Source organism: Rhodanobacter glycinis, from assembly GCF_006438785.1.
GTDB lineage: Bacteria > Pseudomonadota > Gammaproteobacteria > Xanthomonadales > Rhodanobacteraceae > Rhodanobacter > Rhodanobacter glycinis_A.
This window is the reverse complement of sequence record NZ_RCZB01000002.1, coordinates 166,010-188,995: the sequence shown is the minus strand read 5'-3', so window position 1 is coordinate 188,995 and position 22,986 is coordinate 166,010. Positions and strand designations below refer to the sequence as shown.

Here is a 22,986-nt window from a genome sequence, read left to right as displayed (position 1 = left end):
ACGTCGCGCGGCCGAAAATCGGGAGTGGCCGCAAGCGACCGACTGTCGGAGCAACGCGGTGCTTTCGCCGGCCCTTCGTGAGGCTTCCATCGAGGGATGAATGTGTCGTACGGGTTTCATTTGTGACTCAAGTCACGGATCGACATCGATGAACATGAGTAAATGTGAACCGCATCACCTCTGTAGCTATTTCGCCGTGAGGCGTGCAATCCCAAGCCTCCCCCGGCATAGATGGACAAGCCCGCTTCGGCGGGCTTTTTTACGCCGATGACAGGCAATCCACGCGGTAGCAGGGACACTGATGGCCGCAAGAAAGAAACCGCCCGTGGATTCATGGGCGACCACCGCGAATCCTTCCCAAGGCGGGCACCAAAATCCGGATTCTGGGCAAAGAAAAAGGGTTCGCACTGCTGCGAACCCCTGATTTCATGGTGCGGCACCAGCACCACATGATGCGTATCAGGCCCTTATCCCATGCGATTCATGCCAAATCGCATGTTTATGTTGCCCCCAAAATTGCCCCCAGACCTAGAAGCAACGGCCGTCACCTCGACCAAACGGCGTTTGGCCGTCAGAACGTGGAGAGCACGTTCACGAAGACGCCGCGGTGGTCGTAGGACAGATCGGTGAGGCTGTCGGAGAAGTCGGTGAAGTTGTAGCCCACGCCGAGCTTCACGTGCTTGGCCAACTGGCGGTACACGCCGACCAGGATGCCCTTCTTGGTATCGCCTGCTTCGCGTGCATGCAGGCGGCGCACTTCTACCAGGCCGCTCCATTTGCGCACGAAATGCCACTCGCCGCGCAGCACCATCAGGTCGGCGGTGCTGTCGAACCAGTCGCCCGCCGTGCGCGTGGGTTTCAAGCTGCCCCAGCGGTAGCCGTACTTGGCGCCCAGCGACAACCACGGGTTGACGTCCCAGATGGTGTCGATCGAGAACACTTGGCTCTTCTGGCTGTAGTCGGCCACGGTGCTGGCGTACAGGCCGGAGCCCTGGTCGTAGCCGGACGAAGGCGACAGTTGGCCAGGCGACGGCAGGTCGTACATGTAGGTGTACTTGACCAGCGTGTTCCAGCGGTCGTTGTCGACCGGACGGTAAGCCGCGCCCAGCACGCCCTCGGTGTAGTCGCCATCGAAGAACACGCCCTGGCTGGAGCTGCTGCGCGCCATGTCCAGCTTGCCCAGCAAACGCCAGGCCGGCGAGAGCTGATTGCCGAGCGTGTTGCGGGTGAGCCAGGAGGTGCGCCGGCCGGACAGGTTGCCGTCCTCGTAGCGGTACTCCAGGCTGGAAGCCAGCTTGGTGAAGTCATCCTTGTACGCCAGCGAGACGCCGGCGGCCTGGCGGCGCATGTCGCCCGACAACGGGTCGCTGACCGTGCCCTGCTCCAGCTTGAGGCCGGTGGTCCAGCGGTCGCTGGCGGCCAGGTCGATGCCGAAGGCGTTCACCAGGCTGTCCTGGCCGCTGCCGGTGGTCTGGCGGGATTCCTGATAGACGCTGACACGGTCGTTGAGCTTGCTGCGCACGCCGCCGAGCAAGGTGCCGAAGCGGCCGCGGTAGGCGAGATCCGGGCGCTCGGTTTCCATCAGGTACTGCGCGTAGGCGTTACTGCGATCGTTGATGCGGTAGTCGGTGCCCAGCTTGCCGCCGGTGCCGCCGTCGCCGTCGGAAACCTCGGCGTCCAAGTGCACGCGGTCGGTGGCCTGCCAGCCGCCGCCCAGGCCCACGCGATCGTTGTCGCTGCGGGTGCCCGTGCGCACGAGAGTCTGCTGCACGAAGCCGTAGCCGTTCCACGCATTGACGGCGGCGAGCTTGGTCGTCGGCGCGTGGGTATCGAGCGCCTCGGAAGCGTAATCGAACCGCGCGATGGCGTCGGTGCGGGTGCCGTTCTCGGCCAGGATGTCGCTGCGGATCAACGTGGTGTCGGCAATGCCGCGGTTCTCCGAACGCATGCCAAGGCTGCCGGTCCAGTGCGTCGCCAGCCGCCGGCGCACCGAGGCTTCGCCGACGCGGGTGTCCTGGCTGGGCGCATCGCGGCGGTCGACCTTGAGCGACACATCGGTACGCTCGCCCAGCGGTACGTCGGCGCGCACGCCGGCCTGGCGGGTGGCTTCGCCGCCCAGAGTGATCTGCCCGGGTGCCGAGAAGCCCGCATCGCGATCCTGCCAGTAGGCGTTGATCTGCCCACGCGAGTTCTCGATGAAGTCGGCCAGCGACAACGCGCCGTCGATGCGCTGTGCCCAGGCGATGCCGCCGGTGCTGCCTGGCGCCTGCGGCTGGAAGCCGAAGCCGCCGTCGATCGAACTGTAACTGCCCAGACCGTCGCCCTTCGAACGTGCGGATTCGGCGCGCAGGAACGTGCCAGGCTTGTAGCGCAGCGTGGCGTCCAGCCCGCCCAGGCTCTGGTCGGTGCCGTCACCGGCCTGGCGATAGCTGGTGGCGCCCAGGCGGAAGTGGTCGTTGAACCAGTGCTCGCCGCGCGCGCCGGTGGCGAGCTGGTCGATGGCGGTGATGCCCGGCACGAACTCGTAGTTCGCCACCAGGTAGACCGGGTTGCCCGAGAGGCTTCCGGTCTGCACCAGGCCGCTGCCGTCGGCGACCGAGGACAACGGCTCGCGCAGCAGGATGCGGCCCTGCAGGTAGCTCAGGTCGTAGTCGGAACCGGGCACCAGCAGCGTGCGCTGAAGCACCAGTCCCGAGTCGCGGTCGCGGATTTCGACCCATAGGCGCTCCGAACCCACCGTGACGTCCTGCTGGTGCAGGTAATACAGCGAGCCGCCCGTGCCGCGGAATTCCTCGCGCGAGGCGATCGTGCCGGGGTCGGCGGCGAACGCGTTGAGGCTGCTGCGCCGTTCGCCCAGGCTGGTGCTGTCCTGCGACTTCCACAACAGGTTCGCGCCATACAGGCCGCGCGAGTACTGCACCAGTTCGCTGCCGGTCCAGGCGGTGAGGAAGTCGCCCCACATCAGCTCGCTGTCGTTCTTCTTCAGCTTGACGAAGAACTTGCCCTGGGTCGGCGCGTCGTCGATCGCGGTGGAGTCGTCGCCGTAGACCGGGTAGTACTGGTCCGGGTCGATCCGCCGCAACAGGTAACGTGGGTCCTTGCTGGCGAAGTTGGAGAACAGGTCCGAGAGCGGCTGCTCGCGCGTATCGGCCGAGGCGGTCAGCTGGTAGCCGTTGGCGAACTGGCCCCTGGTATAGAAGGCCAGACGGCCATCGACGAAGCTGTGCTTGGTCTCGTCCTTCAGGCTCGGGTCGACCACCAGCGCATTGGCGCTGGCACGGCCGTGGCCGGCGGTCACGTCCGCCATTGCGACGTAGAACCAGTCCTCGCCGGGGATGACGATGTTGCGACGGTAGTTCGCCTCGATGCCATCGGGCGTGCGCGTGGTGACCACCACGGCATGGCTGCCCGCAGGCAGGATCTGCTGCATGGCGAACTTGCCATCGCGGCCCACCGGCACCTGCTCGCCCAGTGCCGATACCGCGGTGGCAGCATCGTCGACGTGGCCGTTGACGGTCACGGTGCCGCCATGCACCGGGATGTTGGCCACTTCGCGGGTGTTCTCGCCGTAACCGGCGAGCGCCTCGCGCTGGGCGCTCTCAAGGTCGTCGTGCGTGGTCAGGTGCTCGACCAGGGTCAGCGCCTTGGGCGTGGTTTCGTCGAAGCGGCCCTTGGCGTCGCTCACCCGCAGCACGTAGAACAGCTGGTCTGGCGCATCGGCGGGCGCCTGCCATGATGCCTGCCCGCCGAGGGGAATCGGCAGCACGGCGAGCGGCGTGTCCTGGGTGCTGCGGCCGCGTTCGAAGATGCGGATCTCGGCCTGCCCGACCCAGGCGGCGTAATTGCTCCAGCTGCGGAATACCACCGGCTGATCGCGCTCGGCGCCGCTGGCGGCCCAGGCGTTGAGTGCCGGGGCGACGTCCATCGGGTCGTAGCGCACCTGCAGCGTGTCGCTGGCCAGGGCCACATCCACGCAGCGCTGGCGATCGGCTTCGGCCGGTGTCTGGCCATCCAGCGGTGCACCGTCGAGGCTGAGCTGGAAGGGTTGTGCGAGGGTCGTGGTGATGTTGCCGTCGGCGGGCCCGCAGAGGCTTTGTGCGGATGGTGCCGGCACCGTCGCCGCGATGGTCTTGCGGGTGCCCCACACCTCGATGGTGACGCGGCGGTTGCGCGCCATGCCTTCGGTCGTAGCGTTGCTGGCGACCGGCTCGCTCGGGCCCTTGCCGGCGATCGCAAAGGTGTCGGCGGAAAGACCCAGTCGCTGCTTGAGGTACCCCGCCACGGCGGCGGCACGCGCTTCGGACAAGGCTTGATTGTCCGGATAAACCGGTTTCAAACGCGCGCTGATGCGCTGGCTGTCGGTATGTCCGACGACGATCGCGTGCTGGATGTCGTAGCCGTCCAACTGCGCAGCCAACGCAGCCAGCGAGGCTTTGGCCGCATCGGTGAGTTCCGCGCGGCCGGAGACGAAGTTGGCCTGCGTGTCGTCGCCGAGCTGGGCGGAAACCTGGCTGGGCGTGGCCGGTGCCGGCTGCGCCGCATCGGCACGCATGCGCCGCAGTTCGCTCGGCGCCAGGCCGCTGGCGGCCAGGGTCGCGCGCTCAGCTTCGCTGGAGGGCGGCGCGTCGGCGCGGAACACAGCGGCGTCGTTCACCACGCGGCCGTTGAGGCGGTCATGGCACAGGGCATCGCCATCGGCACAAGCGGGCATGGCGTCCTGCGCGTGCGCGGCGAAACCGTGGTCCAACGGCGTGCCCAACGCCAGGCACACCAGCGCGGCAAGGGTCTTGCGGGGAACCGCGATCATGGCTGCACCTCGATGATTTCCTGCTCGACCTGCAGCGGGTACTGGCGTCCCTGGCTGTTCCAGTCGTCGGTGATGCGCCGGCGCAGCGCGTCGATCCGCGGCTGTGCGCGGTCGCGGCTTTCGCTGCCGGTCAGGTGGTACGCGATACGCACCAGCGAGGGCTTGCCCTGCAGGGTCGCGTAGAGCTTCGACAGTTGCGCCTCGAATGCCGGCAACAGGTGCTCGCCGTCGAAGGCCGCTGCACTCACGTCGATGCGCAGCACGCGGTGGATGGTGGCGCCGAAGTTGATCTTGGCCATCTTGCCGGCAGTGACGCGCACGTCGCCCGGGTTCTCGGTGGTGAGGCGATAGCCGGTGGGCAGCGTGCGTTCGTCCAGCTTGATGACGAAGTTGGCGCCGCGGTCATGCTCGGGCACCGCCGCGCACGGGATGTGATAACGGCCATCGGCATCGGTGGTGACCAGCAGGCCGCGCGGGGTGACCAGCCGCACCGCGGGCAGACCGGGTTCGCCCTGGTCCTGGTAGCCGTTGCCGTTCCTGTCGTCGAACACCTTGCCGATCAGGTCGGCGCAGTCGAAGGTCGGGTCGGGCACGATGCGCACGGTGGCCGTGCCCACGTTAGACACCACGCGGTCGGCGAGCGTGTTCAACGCCCAGGCCTGGTTGGTGTACTCGCCCTCGCCCACACCGGTGCCGACGATCAGCACCAGCTGCACGGTGCGCGTCTGGTTGGGGCCGAAGCTCAGGTCCGGCCAGGAGAGCTCGCGGCCGCGGATCTCAGGCTCGCGGGCCACGCCGTCCACGCGTGCGCTGCCGCTGCGGTACTTGAAGCCGGCCGGCACCAGGTCGCGCGCGGCGATGCTGCTGAGCGGCACCGCCAGCGTGTTGGTGATCTCGATCGTGTACGGCACGAGATCAGCCTTGGTCACGTTGACCTTGGACGTGGTCTTGCGCACGCGCAGTGCGCCCTGCAGCACAGGATCGAGCGGCACGTGGTTGCCGGTGACGCCGGCGGACATCCCCGTGATCACGAAGCTCAGGTAATACGGCGGCAGCTCGCCCTCTGCCGGCGGACCAGCCAGCGGCGAGACGTGGTACGGCGTGGTTCCCCCCGGCACCGTCAGCGCGTTCGCTGCCGGCGCATGGATGCCCGAGGGCGCCGGCAAATAACCGGTCGGCGACTCGATGCGCAGGCTGTAGGCCCCTGCAGGTGCCCCGGGCAGCAGCAGGAACTGGTAATAGCCGTCGGTGTCGGTGGTCTGGGTCACGTTGCCCGCGCCGCCGGCGAGATACTGCGGCGGCACCGGCTGGCCGGAGGGATCGAGCAGGGTCACGCGCGCACCGGCCAGCGGCTTGCGGGTGACGCTGTCGTAGACCACGCCGCTCGGATCGACCGGCAGGTCCTGGCCGAGCACTTTCACGCCGGAGCCTACGGTGACGCCGGTGATCGCGGGGATGCTCGCCGCATGGTCGACCGTGCCGTTCCATTGCGCATCCGGACCCTGCGACACCGGATAGCCGTAGTGCACGCCGTTGGGGCTGAGGAAGCGGATCTCGTAGCCGCTTGCCGCCGGTACGCCGGTGATCAGGTAATGGCCGCCCGCATCCGTGGTGACCGCGTCCACGCCCGGCACGCGATTGCCGTTCTGGTACAGCTCGACCTGCCAGCCGGACAGGCCGGTTTCGCCCGGGTCCTTCGACTCCGGGTTGCCGCCCGGCTGGTTGAGCCAGGCGGTGCCGGCGATGCTGCCGTCAGCGCCGGTCAGCTCGGGGAAGTCGTAGCTGCTGCCATTGCCGCCGGCTGGCAGCGCGATCGCCACGATCGCGTTGGTGCCAGCGGTGCCGCCGACTGTGCCGACGTGTACGCCTCCATCCTTGTACAGCGGCGGCTGCGCCTCGGTGACCACGTAATTGCCGCCGACCAGGCCGACGAAGCGGTAGCGTCCGTCGGCGTCTGTCATGGCCGTGCGGCTGGCGTCGCCCGACAGCGTGATGGTCACGCCGGGCAGGCCCGGTTCGCCGGCATCGCGCTGTCCGTTGGCGTTCTTGTCGAAGAACACCGAACCCGCCAGCAGGCCGCCCTGTTCGAGGAAGTCGTAGCCGGTGCCGGCCGCGCCCGAGGTCAGCACGATGGCGGAGATCGCGTTGGTGCTGGTGCTGCCGCCGAGATTGCCGGCGTGGCTGCCGATGTCGGCCAGGCCTGCGGGCTGCGTCTCGGTGACCACGTAGGTGCCCGGGCGCAGGTTGTCGAAGTGGTAGCTGCCGTCGGCCGCGGTGGTGGCGGTCAGGTTGATCGCCTTGCCCTGGTCGTCGGTGCCGGTCAGGGTCAGGGTCACGCCCGCCAGCGCCTCGTCCTTGCCGAGCACGCCGTTGCCGTCGACGTCGTCATACACGCTGCCGGCGAGGGAGCCCGGCGAGAGCTCGGGGAAATCGAAGCCGGAGAATGTCTGGCCCGGATCGAAGGCGATGGTCGCGGTGCGGTTGGCCGTGGCGATGTCGCATGCCGCACAGGGCGAACCGTCGACCATGCCCGGCACGGCCTTGCCATCGAGGTAGCCCGCCGGCTGCGTCTCGGTGACGGTATAGCCGCCCGGACCGGCGTGGGTCAGGCCGTCGAAGACGTAGTTGCCGTCGGCGCCGGTGACCAGCGTACGGTCGACCGGGTTGCCGTCGACGTCGGTGCCGGTCAGGTGCACGGTGACGCCTGCGATGCCCTTCTCGCCCGTGTCGCGCACACCGTCGTTGTCGGCGTCGACGTAGGCGCTGCCGGCGATGCCGCCGGTCAGTTCGCCGAAGTCGTAGGCAATGCCCTGGCCGCCCGCACCGACGACGATGCCGCCGATGGTGCTGGTGCCAGCCGCGCCCGCGCTGCCGCCGAGGTTGCCCGGGTGTTCGGCACCATCGGCATAAGCGCCCGGCTGGGTCTCGGTGAGGGTGTAGCCGGCGCCGTTGGACGGCAGCAGGTCGTTGAACAGGTAGGCACCGCTGGCGTCGGTGGTCGCCGTGCGGCTGACCGCCGCGCCGTGCATGTCGGTACCGCCGAGAACGACGGTGACGCCCGCAATGCCCGGTTCGCTGGTATCGCGCACGCCATTGCCGTTGCTGTCGATGTACACGCTGCCCGCCAGGCGGCCGGCACCTTCGCCGAAGTTGTAGTTGGTGCCGACCTGGGTCACGCCCAGCGGGATCGAGGTGATGGTGTCGCTGCCGGCCAGCGAGCCGCCCAGCGAACCGACGCTGTCGCCGCTATCCACGTAGTCGGCCGGCTGCGTTTCGTCGATGCGCCAGCTGCCTGCAGGCAGGTCGGCGAACAGGTACGCACCGCTGGCATCGGAGGTGGCACTGACTGGCGTACCGCCGCCCAACGGGGCGGCAACCAGCGTCACGCCCGCAATACCCGGCTCGCCCGCGTCGCGCGTGCCGTTGCCGTTGCTGTCGACGTAGACGAAGCCGGCCAGGCCCTGGCCCAGCTCGCCGAAGTTGTAGCCGGTGCCGTTCTGGCCAGCGGCCAGCGTGATCGCGCTGACCGTGTCGTTGCCCAGCGTGCCGCCCAGGCTGCCGACGCTGTCGCCGCCGTCGTCCCACGCCGCCGGCTGGGTCTCGATGACGCTGTAGGTGCCTGGGCGCAGGTTGTCGAAGTGGTACGCGCCGCTGGCATCCGTAGTGGTGGTCAGATTGACCGGCGTGCCCTGGTCGTCAGTGCCGGTGAGGGTCACGGCGGCGCCCGCGATGCCCGCGGTTTCGCCGCCGTCGCGAGCGCCGTTGCGGTTGGAGTCGACGTAGACGAAGCCCGCCAGGCCGGTCGGCGGCAGTTCGCCGAAGTTGAAGGCGCTGCCGCCCTGGCCGGCGGTGAGCGTGACGCCGGCGATGCTGTTGCCATCGCCCGCTGCGCTGCCCGCAGCGGCGGTGCCCGCGCCCGGGGTCGCTTTGCCCGGGAGGAAGCCGGCCGGCGGCGTCTCGGTCACCGTATAGGTGCCCGGGCGCAGCGGGCCGAAGCTGTAGCTGCCGTCCGCCGCGGTTGTGGTGGTGAGGCTGACCGCCTGACTGAGGTCGTCGGTACCGGTGAGCGTTAGCACGACACCGGCGATGCCGGTCTCGCCCGCGCCGGCATGCACGCCGTCGTTGTTGAGGTCACGGTAGACCACGCCGGCCAGCGTGCCCTGCGTATATTCGCCGAAGTCGTAATTCGTGGCCGCGCTGCTGGAGATGAGCGTGACGCCGCTGATCTGGTCGCCGGGCGCGATCGCGGCCGTACCGCCGGCGCTGCCGGGACTATCGCCGCCATCGAGCCAGCCGGAGGGCTGGGTTTCGGTCACGCTGTACGTGCCGGCCGGCAGCTTGCTGAAGCTGTAGCTGCCGTCGGCCACGGTGGTGGCGGTGAAGGTGACCGGCGTACCGTCGGGCGCCGTGCCGGCAATCTTCACCGTCACGCCCGCGATGCCCGCTTCGCCGCCGTCGCGGCCGCCGCTGGCGTTGGCGTCGTTGTAGACGTGGCCGGCCAGAGTCGCGGTCTGCACCTGCACCGGACCGGTCTTGCTGTTGTTCGACGGCACCTCGTCCTTGGAGTTGGTGCTCACGGTCGCGGTATTGGTCAGCGTGCCGGGACTGGCGCCGGCCGGCGCCGTGGTGATGATCACCGGCACGGTGATCATCGCGTTGGCGCCCGGCGCGACGTCATCGCCCAGGCTGCAGACGAAACTGCCCGCGCCCGCGTTGCCCGTGCAGGGCGCACCCGGCAGCGAGGGAAAATCGGCCGTGTTGCCCGGCACCACGCTCGGCGTGCCGGTGAGCACCATGCCCGCGGGCAGGCTGTCCGCGACTTGCACGTTGTCGCCGACGCCAGGGCCGTGGTTGGTGACGCTGATCTGGTAGTTGAAGGCTTCGCGCAGGCCGACCGTGCCCGGTACGGCGGTCTTGCTGACCACTTCCATGTCGGCCTTCGGGCGCACGGTGGTCTGCTCGGTGACGGTGTTGTTGCCCATCTGGCTGTCGAAGCCGGCGATCGTCTCGTCGGAGCTGACGGTCAGCGTGCTGGTGTCAGTGCCCTTGGCTTCGCCCTTCATCTGCACGGTGACCTGCAGGCTGGCATTGGCCGCCAGGCCGCCGAGCTGGCAATCGACGTTGCCGCCGATGGCGCCGATCGCCGGGCTGGTGCAGCTGGCACCCGCGGGTGACGAGAGCGAGACGAAGCTCAGCTTGCTCGCCGGTAATGCATCGATCAGTCGCACATTCTCCGCGAAGGAGGGGCCGTTGTTGGTGACCGTGAGGGTGTAGGTCACCAGGTCGCCGACGGCCACCGGATCGGGGCTGTCGCTGATGTTGGCGAGCAGGTCCAGTGCCGGCACGCTCACCGGCGTGTCGACCGATGCGCTGTTGTTGGTGGTGTCGGTTTCGGTCGTCGCGGTGTTGACGGTCACGCCGTTGGTCAGCGTGATGCCGCGCGTGACGGTGTTCGGGCGCACCTTCACCGTGACGGTCTGTTGTGCGGCGTTGGCGATGCTGCCCCAGCCGCAGGCAAGCGTCCGATTGCCGGCGTTGATGGTGGCGCCGACGACCGGCGCAGTGGTGCAGCTCCCGCCACCGCTCGGGGCAGCGGAGACGAACGTCACGTCCAGCGGCAGCGTGTCGGTGACGCCCACCGTCTGCGCCCGGCTGGGGCCGGCATTGCGCGCGGTGATCACGTACGTAAGCGTCTGGCCGGCAACGGCGGGCGAAGGCGTCGCGGTCTTGGTCACGCTGACGTCGGCGCGTGCGTCGACCTGGTTGGAGGCGCTGTCGCCGTTGTCGGAGTAGTCCGGATCGGCGGTGGTGTTGGACACCGCATCGGCATTGTTGACACGTGTGCCGCCGTCGCCACCGGGGCGCACGTGCACCGTCACCACCGGGCAATTGCTGCCGGCGGTGCACACCGGCACGCTGGTGAAGCTGCAGCTCAGCGCGCGCACGTTGGCAACCGGCGCTGTGCTCGTACAGCTGCCGCCGGTCGCGTTGCCCGCGGCTATCGTGGCGTCGATGAAGCCCTTCCCTGTTGGGCCGACGCCGTTGTTGATCAGCGTGTCCAGCGTGTCGCTGAGCACCACGTTTGCGGCGGTGGCGGGCCCGGCGTTGACGATCTCCATCGTGTAGGTGAGCACGTCGCCCGCCGGAACCGTGGCCGGACTCACGCTCTTGTGGAGCTGCAGGTTGGCGGACTCGGTCGAGGGCTGCACGCCCACGCCCGAACTGGCGCAGTCGTTGGAACTGTTGCCGTCCGCCGCGGGCGTATCGCTGCCCGAGGCGGTGGCTGAGGCGCACACGGTGTTGTTGTAGCTGCCGTCGCTGGCGGCGCTGACGTCGTAACTGACCGTCGGCGTCTTGGCGCCGACGGCGAGCCCGGCCCCGCTGTAGATCCGCGTGCAGGTGACCGTCTGGTTGCCCGCACTGGCGGTGAAGGGTGCCGCCGGGCTGCAGCTCCAGCCGTTCAGGGCGGTGTAGCTGTTGAGCGTGATGCCCACGGGTAACGTGTCGGTCATCACCGCGTTGCCGACCAGGATTGCCGGGCCGACGTTGCCCATGCCGATGGTCCAGGTCCAGTGCGAACCGGCGCTCGCCAGCGCCGGGTTGGGTCCGGTCTTGCTGGCGTACAGATCGGCGGTGGGCGCCACCACGGTCAACGTGGCCTGCCCGGTGTTGTTGCTGGAATCCGGGTCGGGGGTGCTGCTGTTGACGGTCGCGAGGTTGATCACGCCGTTGCCAGGCGTGACCGCCTTGGCCTGCAGCACGATGTCGCCGACGTTGACGTCGTTGCCCGCGCCGGCGCCGCCTGCGGCGCGCGTGCACTGCAGGTTCTGCCCGCTGACCGTGCAGGCCCAGCCGTTGCTGGTGAACGAAGACGGGCTGAGAATCTGGAAGTTGGCCGGAACCGCGTCGGTGACGACTAGGTCCTGCGGCGCGTCACCGGTGTATAGCGTCTTCAGCGTGTAAGTGAAGTTGGTCGAGGTCAGCACCGGCGAAGCCACGCTGGCCTGCTTGGTCAACCGCACGTCGCTGCCGGTGGTGACCGCGGTGCTCACCGTCGAGGTGTTGTTGGTGCTGGCCGGATCCTGCGCCGCACTGCCCGATGTCACGGACACGCTGGCGGCGAAGGTCACGGTCGAGCCGCCGCCGGCGGAGATCACGCCGTTGACCGGGCCTACCGCGCGCGAGGCGCCGCTGGCGATCGTGCCGGACAGATCGCAGGTGAGCACGCCGACGGCGACGCTGCATCCGGCCGGCAACGAGCCGGAGGGGTTGAAGCCGGGCGGCAGCGTGCCGCTCACGCGCACGTTGCTGGCTGTGTCCGGGCCCTGGTTGGTGACGCTGAAGTTATAGGCGAGCGAGCTGCCTGCCTGCACGCTCGGGAGGCTGGCGCTCAGCGTGAGCCCCAGATCCGCCCCCTGCGTGATCGTGGTCTGCTGGGTGATGTTGAGGTTGTTGGACGTATCGGTGTCGGCCTCGCTCGAACTGACCGAGGCGGTTTCGCTGATCAACCCGGGTGTCGGCGCGCGGACCTGCACGGTCACCGTAGCCGTCCCCAGCGACGCCACCGAGCCCAGGTTGCAGGTCAGCACGTTGCCCACCGGAGCTGCGCAGCTGCCTTGGGTACTGCTGCTGCCGACGAAGCTGGTGCCCGAGGGCAGATTGTCCGTCAGCACCACACCGGTGGCGCCGGTGCTGCCGTTGTTGTCCACGCGCAGGGTGTATTGGACGATGCCGCCGGCCGGCATCGGGTCGTAGCCGGTGTCGGTGTGATTGAGCACCAAGTCCACCGCCGCGAACGCCTGAGCGCTGCACAAGAGCGCAGCCAGCGCCACGCATGCACGCCATCCGCGACGCGGCCGGGTGCGGGCAACTAGCGGGACGCCGCGTCGGCGAAATGGAACCTGGGGCTGAGTGGACATAAAACTGGCTCTCGCTGCTGCGCGGGCGCCGGCGCGTCTGCCCGGCCACTCCGGCCCCGCCATCCGACGTACCGGTGCAACCGACAAACACGCCCGCCCGGCCGCGTTTGGCGGCTGGTTGGATGACTTCGGAGGAGCCCCCTGTTAAGGCTGTGCCCGAGGCGCGTGCGCCGTCGAATGAATCGTCGGCGCAGCTGCGCGCGAGGGCATACTAGCCCTCTTTCCAGGTGTCAAGAAGACGTTATAGCGTGATCGTATGTCACGCTTGTCGTGACACATGGATGGAAATCCACATGTCCGATGGGCTAGAACGGTAATTTCATGGGCTTGGCTGGGCGTGTGGCCTTTGCCCGAGCCACTCGTCCACGGTTGAGAACAGCGGACTTTTTTTCAGAAGGCCTGCCTTTGGGTCGCATTACGACACGCGGGCCGGATCCCAGCGGGAAAGGCGGGCCGGTTCGACTCCGGTCAGACCGGAAGCCGAAGCCCCAGCCAGCTCAGCTATCTGGGACAGCAGCGCATCGGGCTGCAGGGGCTTGAGCAGACAAGCATCGAACGCGAGCGCGGACTCGGCTCCCTCGGGACGGCGAGGCGGCGCGGCGGAATAGAGCAGCACCGGCAGGCGCGGCCATTGCGCGCGTACGGCAGCCAGCAGGCCCCAGCCGTCCAGGCCATCCATGCATTGATCGGTCACTACCAGATCCACGTTGCGCTCCCGCAGCAGGTGCAGCGCCACATGCCCGTCGGCGGCGGCGAGAGCGACAAAGCCGAAGCCATCAAGCAGGTCGCACAGCAGCTCGCGATTCTGCAGTTGATCGTCGACCACCAGCACGGTCCGTCCAGCCCCATCGACCGCGACAGTTGGAACTTCGCCGCCGGTTTCGATCGCCTCTTCGTCGGCGATCGGAAGGGCCAGCTCGAAGGCAAACCGGCTGCCACCGCCGGACGCGTCCTCCATGCGCAAAGTACCGCCCATCAGCTGCAGCAACTGCGTCACGATCGCCAAACCCAGGCCGCTGCCCTCGTGGCTGCCGGCGTTGCTGCCACGGGCGAACGGCTGCAGCAGCCGCCCGCGCTCGGCCTGCGGAATGCCCATACCGTTGTCTTCCACGGCGACGGCCAGGCAGATCTGGCCCGGCGTAGCCGGTCGGGCCTGTACCGCAAACACGACGCGTCCGTCGCGTGTGAACTTGGCCGCATTGCCCAGCAGGTTCGCCAACACCTGGCGCAAGCGGCGGAAGTCGGCCACCACCACCGGCGGCAGGTCCTCGGCGAACCGGCATTCGAGCGTGTTGCCGCGCCGCGCCGCCTCGAGGTGGGCCTGCTCGGCCACCTCGTGCAGGAAACCATGCAGGTAACCGGGCGCCTCGATCAGCTCCAACTCCGCCAGCTCATCGCGGGAGAACTCCACCAGCTCGTCAATCATTTCCATCTGGTGGCGCGCGTTGCGTTCGATCACGCGGGGAAAATTCTTTTCAACGGCGCCAGCCTGCCATTGGCGCGCCGAGTCCAGCATCGCCGCCAGCGGCGCGCGCAGGTCGTGCCCGATCCGCGCCAGCAGCCCGCTACGCGCGCGCAATGCCTGCTGCAGTTGGGTGGTGCGCAGACCCACCAGTTCCTCCAGACGGGTGCGTTCGGTCTCGCGCTGGCGTTCCAGTGCCTCCTTGGCGTTCAGTTCGTTGCGCCGTGCCTTCGCCATCTGGCTGATCAGTGTGGCGATCAGGATCACACCGCCGGGCAGCACCGTGACCGAGAACAGGTGGTTGTCGGCGGTGTAGAAGGTATGCAGGCCCACGCGATAGGCCGCACGCATCGCCGGTTCCAGCAAGCCGAGCGCCAACAGTGTCGGCGGAAACCAGCCGACAGCACGCTGGCGCAACTGGATGGCCAGCACGACCAGCAGCAGCAGCACCGCCACCGAATCGATCCGATGGATCGTCGCCTGCCACAGCCCCGGCTCGATCCACTGGCTTCCCAGCGCCAGCAGCAAGAAAGCAGACCGGATCGCCGCCAAGGCGAGGCTCCAGGCACGGTGCAGGCGCGACACGCGCAGTACGTCGCAGAAGTAAAGGTTGCCCGCGAAGAACGTCATGGCCATCATGAAACGGGTGAGCCAATCGTTGAGCGCGCCGTTGCCGGGCCACAGGTGGACGTAGCCGTAGTTGTAGAGCAGGCCCACATAGAACGTATAGGCCAGCACCGCCAGCGCGAGGTAGACCAGCCGGGGTCGCCGGAACACGCCGCCCAACGCTACGCCGAAACACACCAGCAACAGCATCGCCCCGAATACCGCGCCATCGACGAGGCTCTCGAAGATGCGCGCGCGTTCGAAGGCGTGCTCGGCCCACAGTTGCGGAGTGAAGGCCAGACGCCGCCCCGGGCTGCTGATGCGCAGCAGCACAACGGAGTCGGTCGCGGCCTCCAGGGTGAGCGGAAACACCGGCTGGCGAACGGGCGCGGGCCATGCGTTCAACGGGTGGTCCGCGCCAGCCACCATGTGTGTCCAACCTCCATCCTGGCGTGGCAGGAAAGCCTGCACATCGCGCAATTGCGCCGGCCCCGCCAACAGCCAGGCGGCGCAGGCTTCATGGCCCGGATTGCGCAACCGTATCCGCAGCCACCAGGCGGAGGCGCTGTAGCCCGGCTGCAGCGAACGCACGCTGGCCGGGCGCCAGTCCGCACCGGTGCGGCGCAGCACTACGTCGGGCGTAAGTGTGCCGCCCGGATCTTCCAGTACCTGCGTCACCGCCGACAGGTCTCGACCGGCGGCCACGCAGTCGGACATGGTCGCCTGTGCGAGCAAGGGAAGCAGGCCCAACACCACGGCGAGCAGCAGGCGCAACATCGGGTGCGCTGCTTGCTCAGCGGACGTCATCATGGCCTTCCGCAACAACATGGCCGGCGCGCAATTCCTCGCGGTAGCGGCTCGGGGTGAAGCCGTGACGCTCGCGGAAGGCGGTGCTGAAGTTGCCTGCTCCGCGGAAGCCGACCGCATTGGCGATCGCCTGCACGTCCAACGTCGTATCGGCCAGCAAGCGGCGGCCCTGACGCAATCGCTCCTCGCGAATCCAGGCAAACATTGTGGTGCCCAGTTGCCGGCGGAAGATCGCCGAAAGGCGGTTCTCGGTCACCCCCACGCGTTCGGCGATCACTGCCAGTGGCGGTAATGCGGCGAGCTCCTCGCTGATCAGCCGCGTGGCGGCACGCAAGATCACCTCGGTGTCCGGCATGGCTGGCGTATCGCCATGCGCCGGTTTCGCATGGCGGCGCGCCAGTTCGAGATGGATCTGTATGCGCGCGAGCAACTCGGCCGGAGGGCAGGACTTCATGACGTAATCGACCGCGCCTTGGGTGAGTCCTTCCAAGCGCTCTTCGGGTGCTCCCGCGATGGTCAGGAACAGCACCGGAATCGCGCAGGTCCGCGGCGACTCGCGCAGGCGCCGGCATACCGCAAAACCGTCCATGCCTGGCAGGCGCACATCCAACAGGATCAAGTCGGGCGCCAGCAGTTCCGCGCGGCGGCAACCCTGCGCGCCGTCGGTGGCCAGGCTTAGCCGCCAGCCACTTGCGCGCATTGCGGCGAACGGCGCGCCGAGCGCGTCGGGCTCGTCGTCGATAACCAGAATGTGTGGTGGCTGCGCCCCGGTCATGTGTTCCCTCCGTGAGGGCGGTCATTCTAGCCGTCCACCGCGGCTGCTAAGGTGCGTCGATGCAAATGGAACAGACCGACAATCTGGCCGACCTGCACCTGCTCGTGCAAGTGATAGACGGTGGCAGCCTGGCGGCTGCCGCGCACACCCTCGGCACTACGCGGTCGCTGGTCAGCCGCCGCCTGATGGCATTGGAATCGCGGCTGGGTGCCCGCTTGCTGCACCGAAATGCACGCGGGCTCAGCATCACCGCCATCGGAGAAGAGGTGTACCGCCACGCCGTGCTGATGTGCGAGGCCGCGCAGGCCGCGCTGCTCGCCGCACGCCAGGGCCGAGCCGACATATTGCGCATGGGAGCACACGGCCTGCTGCTGCCGTTGCTGGACGAACTCATTACCGCTTGGGGACTCGCCCATCCGGCCGAACGACTCACGAGCCAGACGACCGGCGGCAATGCCACGGCCTTGTTGCAGGAGCGTCTGGACGTGCTGCTCGACGTGGGCGTGCCGACGCAGGCCGGGGGGCTGGTGCCTCACGCGCTGGGCAGTGTGCGGTTGGTGGTCGTGGCCAGTCCCGAGTTGCTGGCGCGGCTCAAGCGCCCTACGCGGCCGGAGCTGGTGCAGGACGAACATTGGCTGGCCTTTACCGGGGCACCTTGGAACCTGCGTGGCGTCGCCCCCCGCAAACTGCATCCACGGCTCGAAAGCGACCATCTGCCCACGTTGCTGGAGGCGGCCCGCCTTGGGATGGGGGTGGTGCAGTTGCCAATGTATGCCTGCCATGCGCATCTACAAGAGGGCCGGCTGCAGGCCGTGTTCGAAGGCTTCGAGGCTCGACCGCTGCCACTGCACGCGCTTGCGCCGAAAGTATCGCCCGCGCAGGCTTTCATTGCCTTCGCGCGGAACCACCTGGCCGGCATGGAAGCGCGCGGTGTATCCGCTTCCGCCTGACAGCCCCTCTCCCATGCGCTACCTGCCGGAGCTTCCATGACGCGTCGCCCATTCCTGCCGATTGCGTGCATCGCATTGTTTTCCCCGGCGACCCATGCGCAGCAAGAGGTCACGGCGCTGCAACCGGTCGTGGTGACAGCACAAGGCAAAGCGCAGGACTCGCAGATGGTCCCGATCACGCTGGACGTGATCGGTGCCGAACGGCTGGATGACTCCGTTGCGGTGGATCTCTCCGACCTGGATCCGCTGGTGCCGGGGCTGGACGTTCGCGCGCATCAGCCTACCGAGCCGATGCTCAGCATCCGCGGGATCGGTACGCTCGATTACGGCATCGGCACCGATCCGGCCGTGGGCGTCTATATCGACGGCATCTACCAGACCCGCGCCGGCGGCGCGCTGCTGGCGCTCAACGACGTCGAGCGGGTCGAAGTGTTGAAGGGGCCGCAGGGCGCGCTGCTCGGCCGCAACACCGCGGCGGGCGCGCTCGCCATCGTCACTCGCGAGCCTGGCGATACGGTGGAAGCGAAAGCGCGCGTGCGCATGGGCAACCAGGGTCGACGTTACGGCGACGCTCTGCTCAACTTGCCCTTGTCTCCTAGCCAGGCGCTGCGCCTGAGCGTGCTGGACAACCGCAGCGATGGCTGGATCCGTGATGCGCGCAGCGGTCGCCACTACGGCAAGGATGGTGAATGGGGCTCGCGCGCATCGTGGCGCTGGAACATCTCGCCGGCCACGCGCGTACTCGCTTCATGGACGCACGACCGGCTGGACGAACCGGCCAGCGCGGGCATCAGCCTGGTGCCGCTGAGTGACGATCCGCGGGAGGCGGCCCCCTTCCCCGCCAGCCCGTCCAGCTACCGCGATCCGCGTCATGCGCCCTTGCATGACGACACCGGCGATGGTCACTCTGCACGGCGCTACGACAGCGCCACGCTGGACGTCCGCCACCGCTTCGGCAGCGCCACGCTGAGCGCTCGCGGCGCGTGGACCGGTTACACTCTCTCGCACACCGAGGATGCCGACGGCACCGATCACGTGGTAACGCACCTGGACACCGGTGTGGAAGGCCGCGGCCACAGTGCCTACGGCGAGTTGCGACTGTCCGGCGCGACGCCACGCCTGGACTGGACCCTGGGCACGAGTCTCTGGCGCGAGAACGCAGCGCAAACCAGCCTGGCACGCGCCAACACCGACACCGTCGATACTCTCGCACGCAACCGAGGGTTGCCCACCGGCCCCCCCGACGGCAGCGTGTACGGCTACTTCGACGCCATGCTGCGACAGGCCGGGATGCCTTGGCGCCTGCTTGGCGAGCCGATCGGCGAACAGATCGACAACCACCTCCGCACGCGGGCCGCCGCGATTTTCGCCGATGCCACCTGGCACCTGACCGGGCGCATCGATCTCGTCGCGGGTCTGCGCTACACCCGCGACAACAAACTGTTCTCCTGGTACACCCCTGCGCGCTCCGCGCCGGGCCTGGACCGCAGCCTCGACGAGATGGAACAGGCTGGCGTGCTCGCGCTGGCCGCGCAACTGGCCCACACCACCTCACAGGCCCTGCGCGCGGCGCTCTCGCGCAATCTGCTGTACGCCGACGCGGTGGGCCGGAACGTACTTCGGCGTAACCGTTGGAGCGACACCAGCCCGCGGCTGGCACTCCACTGGCAGCTTGCTCCCAGCGCCATGGCATACGCTTCGGTTGCCAAAGGCTACAAGGCCGGCGGCTACAACGCAGTGCAGGTCAACTCGATATTCGCCCCGGAACACGTGTGGAACCTGGAGGCAGGCCTGAAGACCCGGCAACCGACCTGGGGCTTCCTTTTCAACATGGCCGCGTTCACCTACCGCTACGACGATCGCCAGGCACTGACCCTGATTCCCACAACCAGCGGCGCCGGCGTGCCGCAGTACCGGGTCAGCAACACCGACCAGCAGGCCAAGGGCCTGGAACTCGAGACGCGCTGGCGGCCGCTCGGCGAGCTGCAGGTGGGCCTCATCGCGACCTGGACCGACGTGACCTACCGCCACGCGATCACCGCCGGCGGCCTCGACCTCGCCGGCCAACCCTCCGGTGAACCGACGCTCGCCTATGCGCTCGACGCGGGCTATCGCTGGCATGACGTCGCCGATGGCGACCTTTCGTTCACGGCCATCCACGGCTATCGCGGCGCCAACCGCTGCAACGACGACTCACGTCTGCAGGGCAACTGCGCGCCCGGCACGCCCTTCGCCGTCGGTGGCGCGCGCCGGCGCACCGACCTGCGGCTGGACTGGTCGTCCGCAGGCGACCACTGGGGGGTGGGGCTCTACGCCACCAACCTGTTCAACCAGCGCTACGTCGAGTCGATCGGCAACGTCACCACCGCCGTGCTGGGCACGCCTTGGGCCTACGTCACTTCGCCGCGCAGTTGGGGGGTCGAACTTCGCGCCTCGCTGTAGCGGACCTGAGGCCTGTTTCCAACCAACCGCTTTTTATCCCGCCCAGTCGCTCGCGGCAACTCGACTGCCGTTGAAAATCTTGAAGTGATCCACGCCGATGGAGACCAATGACGCTAGAGCAATGCGCTGGCAGCCGTCGGTGCTAGGCAGTGATTCCATTAGCCAGCGCCGGTTGAGCACACGCTTCAGCGCATCGCGCCAACAAAGTTCCAGTGGCTGGCGGATGGCGCTGTTCAATCTCGACGTGCGTGCATCGTGGTCGGAGCGCCTGCCTCCACCGAAGAGCACTGCTGACTCGAACGACCGCTTCAGGTCGATAGTGTTGAAAAACTCGCTTCGAAAATTCGAGTTCGCTCGAAGCGAGAAAATCCGGCCGCGACAATCGCTTTCTGTCGGCCTGAATGTGCAAATTGTACAGAATCGAATTGTCGTTGCCGTCGTGATCCAAAATTTGGACGTCTATTTGTAAAGACGGAGTTTTTCAACAGAATAGGACAGTAGCGGGCACAAAAAAGGCCGGAGCCTTTGCTATTGCTAGGCTTTCCGACCTGTCTCGGATCTTATTGGACTATTGGATGGTGCCGGCACCAGGAGTCGAACCCGGGACCTACTGATTACAAATCAGTTGCTCTACCAACTGAGCTATGCCGGCGAAGGTCGGGAATTCTAGCAGGCCCGCCGCGAAGCGTGCTCAAAAACAGCCGGTGCTGTGCGAGCCGACGTTGCTGGCCGGGATGTGGCTGCGCCAGTCGAAACGGGTGCGGTCGGCCACCACCAGATCCAGCCAGTATTCGGGAACGCTTTCGCTGCGCTCACTCATGCGGGCGGGAAAACCGGCGGCGATGACCTCGTCGCGACGCTTGCGTGCATTGGCGGGATCCTTGAAGAGGCCCAGCGAAATCGTGTTGGGCTGGTCTCCGGAACTGACCACGAAGTAGTCGCCGATATGGTGCGCGCCCAACTGCCTGGCCTGTTCCAGCGCCTGCGTGCGGCTGCCGGCGGCGGGCAGATACACCCACCAGCCGCTGGCCTGGCTGGCCTGCTCCTGGCGCGAGCGCATGCGCGTGGCCTGGGCGGCCAGTGCCTGCCGCGCATTGCGCAGATCCTGCGGCGTGGCGAACGGACCCAGCGCGACGCAGCTGTAACTGAGGTCGGGTTGCGACGTATCCGCGATCGGCGCCGCCACGGTGGCGGGCGTGGAGGCCGATGCGCCCGACTCCGGCACCTCCGACAGCAGGCGGATCTCCGCCACGCCAGGATCGGTGGGGCTGCCACCACGGGCATACGGCTGGCCCAGTAGCAACCAGGCACCTACCGCAATATTGAGCGCGCTCAACAGGACAAACAGCAGACGCAGAAACATCAAACCCCCATCAACCCGCAGCCATCGTCATTCTAGTCGGACGATGCGGCCGCCATATGCGTGTTTGCCCACACCGCCAGACCGCGCAACACGCCGTCCTCGCTTAGCCGGGCCGGCAACGACAGCAGCGGCGCCAGTCGCGCTGCGTCGCCGCCTCCCAGGATCAGTGTCGGAGTGGTGCCGAATCGCAAAGCCATCTGCGCCACGAAACGTTCGATCAAGGCGGCCGCTGCCAGCCAGCAGCCCGATGTCACCGCATCAGCGGTATTGTCGGCCAGTTCAAGAATGTCGCCGGGCCGCTCCGGCCGCACGCGAGCCGTCGCCGCCAGCAGCGACTGTTGCATCAGTTGCGGACCCGGCGCGATCAGGCCTCCCAGATGCTGGCCATCGGCCCCCAGCGCATCGAGCGTGAGCGCGGTGCCCGCGCCAGCCAGTACGCAGGGTGCGTGGCCATCGGCAAAGGCCGCCACCATCGCCAGAAAACGGTCCACGCCGAGCCGCTGTGGCTCGGCGTAGGCGTTGTGCACGCCACAGGCACTGGCGGGTGTGCGCAACCAATCGGGCACACATGCAAACAGGCGCTCGATCACGCTCGCCACCTGCGCCTCGCGCGAGGGATCAACCACCGACGCTGCGATCACCCGGTCCGGCCGCGGCAGGCTGGCCCAGGCCGACTTTAGTAGTGCCGGAATATCGGCCTCCTGCCAGTCCACCGCGCCACGCGCCAGCCATCCGAGCGACTGCGCCTGCAAGGCCCACTTCAACCGCGTGTTGCCCATGTCCAGCAGCAGTCTCATGCGCGGCGCACCGTGACGTCCGCGCTGTCGATCCGGCGCACGCTGCCGTCGGCCATGCGCACCTGCAGTGCGCCGTGGGCGTCCACGCCAGCACCGATGCCGTCGAACTCGCCCAGCGAGCCGCTCAGGTGCAGTGGCTGACCGCGCAGCAGGTCATGCCGCGCATAGTCAATGAGGAAACCGGTAAAACCCTCACGCTCGAATTGGCGCAGGCCTTCCACCAACGCAATGATCAGCGCCGCGGCGACGCGGTTGCGATCCGGTGGCGTACCGCCAGCCAGGGTGGCCAGATCGCACGCCGGCTGCCCGGCCTGTTCGTGCAGCGCCGGGGTCAACCGCAGGTTGAGGCCGATGCCGATGATCGCCGCGCACGGCCCCTGACACTCGCCACTCAACTCGACCAGGATGCCGCCCAGCTTTCCGCCGGGTTGCCCGCCCGTTACGGCAAGCACGTCGTTCGGCCATTTCAGGGCGGCCCCGGCGATGCCGAGATGGTCCAGCGCGCGCAGCACGATCACCCCGATCGCCAGCGACAAGCCACTCAAGGCGGCAAAGCCCCGGTCGAAGCGTTTGAGGCAGGACAGATACAGATTCAGCCCCGGCGGCGACAGCCACTGGCGACCGCGCCGGCCACGGCCAGCGGTTTGGGTTTCGGCCAGCACGATGCTGAAATCGCTTGCCGTCGTGCCGCGGCGTTGCAGTTCGCTGGAGGTGGAATCCAGTTCCCAATGCACCTCCAGCGCACCCAGCGAATGCGCCAGCGGCGCCGGCATGGCAGCGAGGATCTGCCCGGCATCGAGCATTTGCAGCGGCCACGGCACGCGGTATCCCGCCGGGCCACGTGCCTCGATCGGCACGCCACGGGCGCGCAAGGCTTCGATCTGTTTCCAGATGGCCGCGCGAGTCACGCCTGCCTGCGTGGCAAGGCCGGCGCCGGAGAGCGGCTCGCCCGCAGCGAGCAGCGCCAGCAATTGCACCGGCTGCATCAACAGGATCCGAACGCCGCGGCGACGGTCGGGCGGCGGCAGGGGACGGGAAAGCGGGGCAGGATGGGCATC

The 22,986-nt window shown here is 67.9% G+C and carries 10 protein-coding genes and 1 tRNA gene; 3 read left to right on the top strand and 8 right to left on the bottom strand.

Annotated elements, in window-relative coordinates:
* Nucleotides 1–571: 571 nt before the first annotated feature.
* The 4 genes from EAH75_RS08945 to EAH75_RS08930 all read right to left on the bottom strand — a co-directional run bounded on the left by EAH75_RS08945 (nucleotide 572) and on the right by EAH75_RS08930 (nucleotide 16,376).
* Nucleotides 572–4,807 (bottom strand): OmpA family protein, encoded by a 4,236-nt coding sequence (locus EAH75_RS08945; protein ID WP_140805192.1) that lies wholly within the window; start codon nucleotides 4,805–4,807, stop codon nucleotides 572–574.
* Nucleotides 4,804–12,585 (bottom strand): SdrD B-like domain-containing protein, encoded by a 7,782-nt coding sequence (locus EAH75_RS08940; protein WP_161596296.1) that lies wholly within the window; start codon nucleotides 12,583–12,585, stop codon nucleotides 4,804–4,806. Before EAH75_RS08940 ends, EAH75_RS08945 begins: the two co-directional genes overlap by 4 nt.
* Before the next feature lie 556 nt (nucleotides 12,586–13,141).
* Entirely contained in the window at nucleotides 13,142–15,604 is a 2,463-nt protein-coding gene (locus tag EAH75_RS08935; protein ID WP_161596295.1) for a hybrid sensor histidine kinase/response regulator, read from the bottom strand.
* Nucleotides 15,588–16,376, bottom strand: a complete 789-nt coding sequence (locus tag EAH75_RS08930) for a response regulator transcription factor (protein ID WP_140648285.1) — start codon at nucleotides 16,374–16,376, stop codon at nucleotides 15,588–15,590. Before EAH75_RS08930 ends, EAH75_RS08935 begins: the two co-directional genes overlap by 17 nt.
* A 65-nt stretch (nucleotides 16,377–16,441) precedes the next feature.
* Between EAH75_RS08930 and EAH75_RS08925 the strand changes: the two genes are divergently transcribed.
* The 3 genes from EAH75_RS08925 to EAH75_RS08915 all read left to right on the top strand — a co-directional run bounded on the left by EAH75_RS08925 (nucleotide 16,442) and on the right by EAH75_RS08915 (nucleotide 20,237).
* On the top strand, nucleotides 16,442–17,326 hold the full coding sequence (locus EAH75_RS08925; RefSeq protein WP_161596171.1) for a LysR family transcriptional regulator: 885 nt from the start codon (nucleotides 16,442–16,444) through the stop codon (nucleotides 17,324–17,326).
* A 36-nt stretch (nucleotides 17,327–17,362) separates the two neighbouring features.
* Nucleotides 17,363–19,768 (top strand): TonB-dependent receptor, encoded by a 2,406-nt coding sequence (locus EAH75_RS08920; protein ID WP_140805186.1) that lies wholly within the window; start codon nucleotides 17,363–17,365, stop codon nucleotides 19,766–19,768.
* Nucleotides 19,769–19,865: 97 nt separating this feature from the next.
* Nucleotides 19,866–20,237, top strand: a complete 372-nt coding sequence (locus EAH75_RS08915) for a hypothetical protein (RefSeq protein WP_140648282.1) — start codon at nucleotides 19,866–19,868, stop codon at nucleotides 20,235–20,237.
* 107 nt (nucleotides 20,238–20,344) lie between these two features.
* Here EAH75_RS08915 and EAH75_RS08910 read toward each other — a convergent pair.
* From EAH75_RS08910 to EAH75_RS08895, 4 genes are all read right to left on the bottom strand, one after another.
* Nucleotides 20,345–20,420: transfer RNA gene (locus EAH75_RS08910), tRNA-Thr, on the bottom strand.
* A gap of 39 nt (nucleotides 20,421–20,459) precedes the next feature.
* On the bottom strand, nucleotides 20,460–21,131 hold the full coding sequence (locus EAH75_RS08905) for an SPOR domain-containing protein (protein ID WP_140648281.1): 672 nt from the start codon (nucleotides 21,129–21,131) through the stop codon (nucleotides 20,460–20,462).
* A gap of 32 nt (nucleotides 21,132–21,163) precedes the next feature.
* Nucleotides 21,164–21,928, bottom strand: a complete 765-nt coding sequence (locus EAH75_RS08900) for a type III pantothenate kinase (RefSeq protein ID WP_140648280.1) — start codon at nucleotides 21,926–21,928, stop codon at nucleotides 21,164–21,166.
* Nucleotides 21,925–22,914 (bottom strand): biotin--[acetyl-CoA-carboxylase] ligase, encoded by a 990-nt coding sequence (locus EAH75_RS08895; protein WP_140648279.1) that lies wholly within the window; start codon nucleotides 22,912–22,914, stop codon nucleotides 21,925–21,927. The genes EAH75_RS08900 and EAH75_RS08895 overlap by 4 nt, the downstream gene beginning before the upstream one ends.
* Between the last annotated feature and the right edge of the window lie 72 nt (nucleotides 22,915–22,986).

Bases quoted from the DNA above. Each gene is read 5' to 3' on its own strand.
- EAH75_RS08900 (WP_140648280.1), bottom strand. From the start codon at position 21,928: ATGAGACTGCTGCTGGACATGGGCAACACGCGGTTGAAGTGGGCCTTG.
- EAH75_RS08930 (WP_140648285.1), bottom strand. From the start codon at position 16,376: ATGACCGGGGCGCAGCCACCACACATTCTGGTTATCGACGACGAGCCC.
- EAH75_RS08935 (WP_161596295.1), bottom strand. From the start codon at position 15,604: ATGATGACGTCCGCTGAGCAAGCAGCGCACCCGATGTTGCGCCTGCTG.
- EAH75_RS08945 (WP_140805192.1), bottom strand. From the start codon at position 4,807: ATGATCGCGGTTCCCCGCAAGACCCTTGCCGCGCTGGTGTGCCTGGCG.
- EAH75_RS08915 (WP_140648282.1), top strand. From the start codon at position 19,866: ATGGAGACCAATGACGCTAGAGCAATGCGCTGGCAGCCGTCGGTGCTA.
- EAH75_RS08925 (WP_161596171.1), top strand. From the start codon at position 16,442: ATGGAACAGACCGACAATCTGGCCGACCTGCACCTGCTCGTGCAAGTG.
- EAH75_RS08920 (WP_140805186.1), top strand. From the start codon at position 17,363: ATGACGCGTCGCCCATTCCTGCCGATTGCGTGCATCGCATTGTTTTCC.
- EAH75_RS08905 (WP_140648281.1), bottom strand. From the start codon at position 21,131: ATGTTTCTGCGTCTGCTGTTTGTCCTGTTGAGCGCGCTCAATATTGCG.
- EAH75_RS08895 (WP_140648279.1), bottom strand. From the start codon at position 22,914: ATGCAGCCGGTGCAATTGCTGGCGCTGCTCGCTGCGGGCGAGCCGCTC.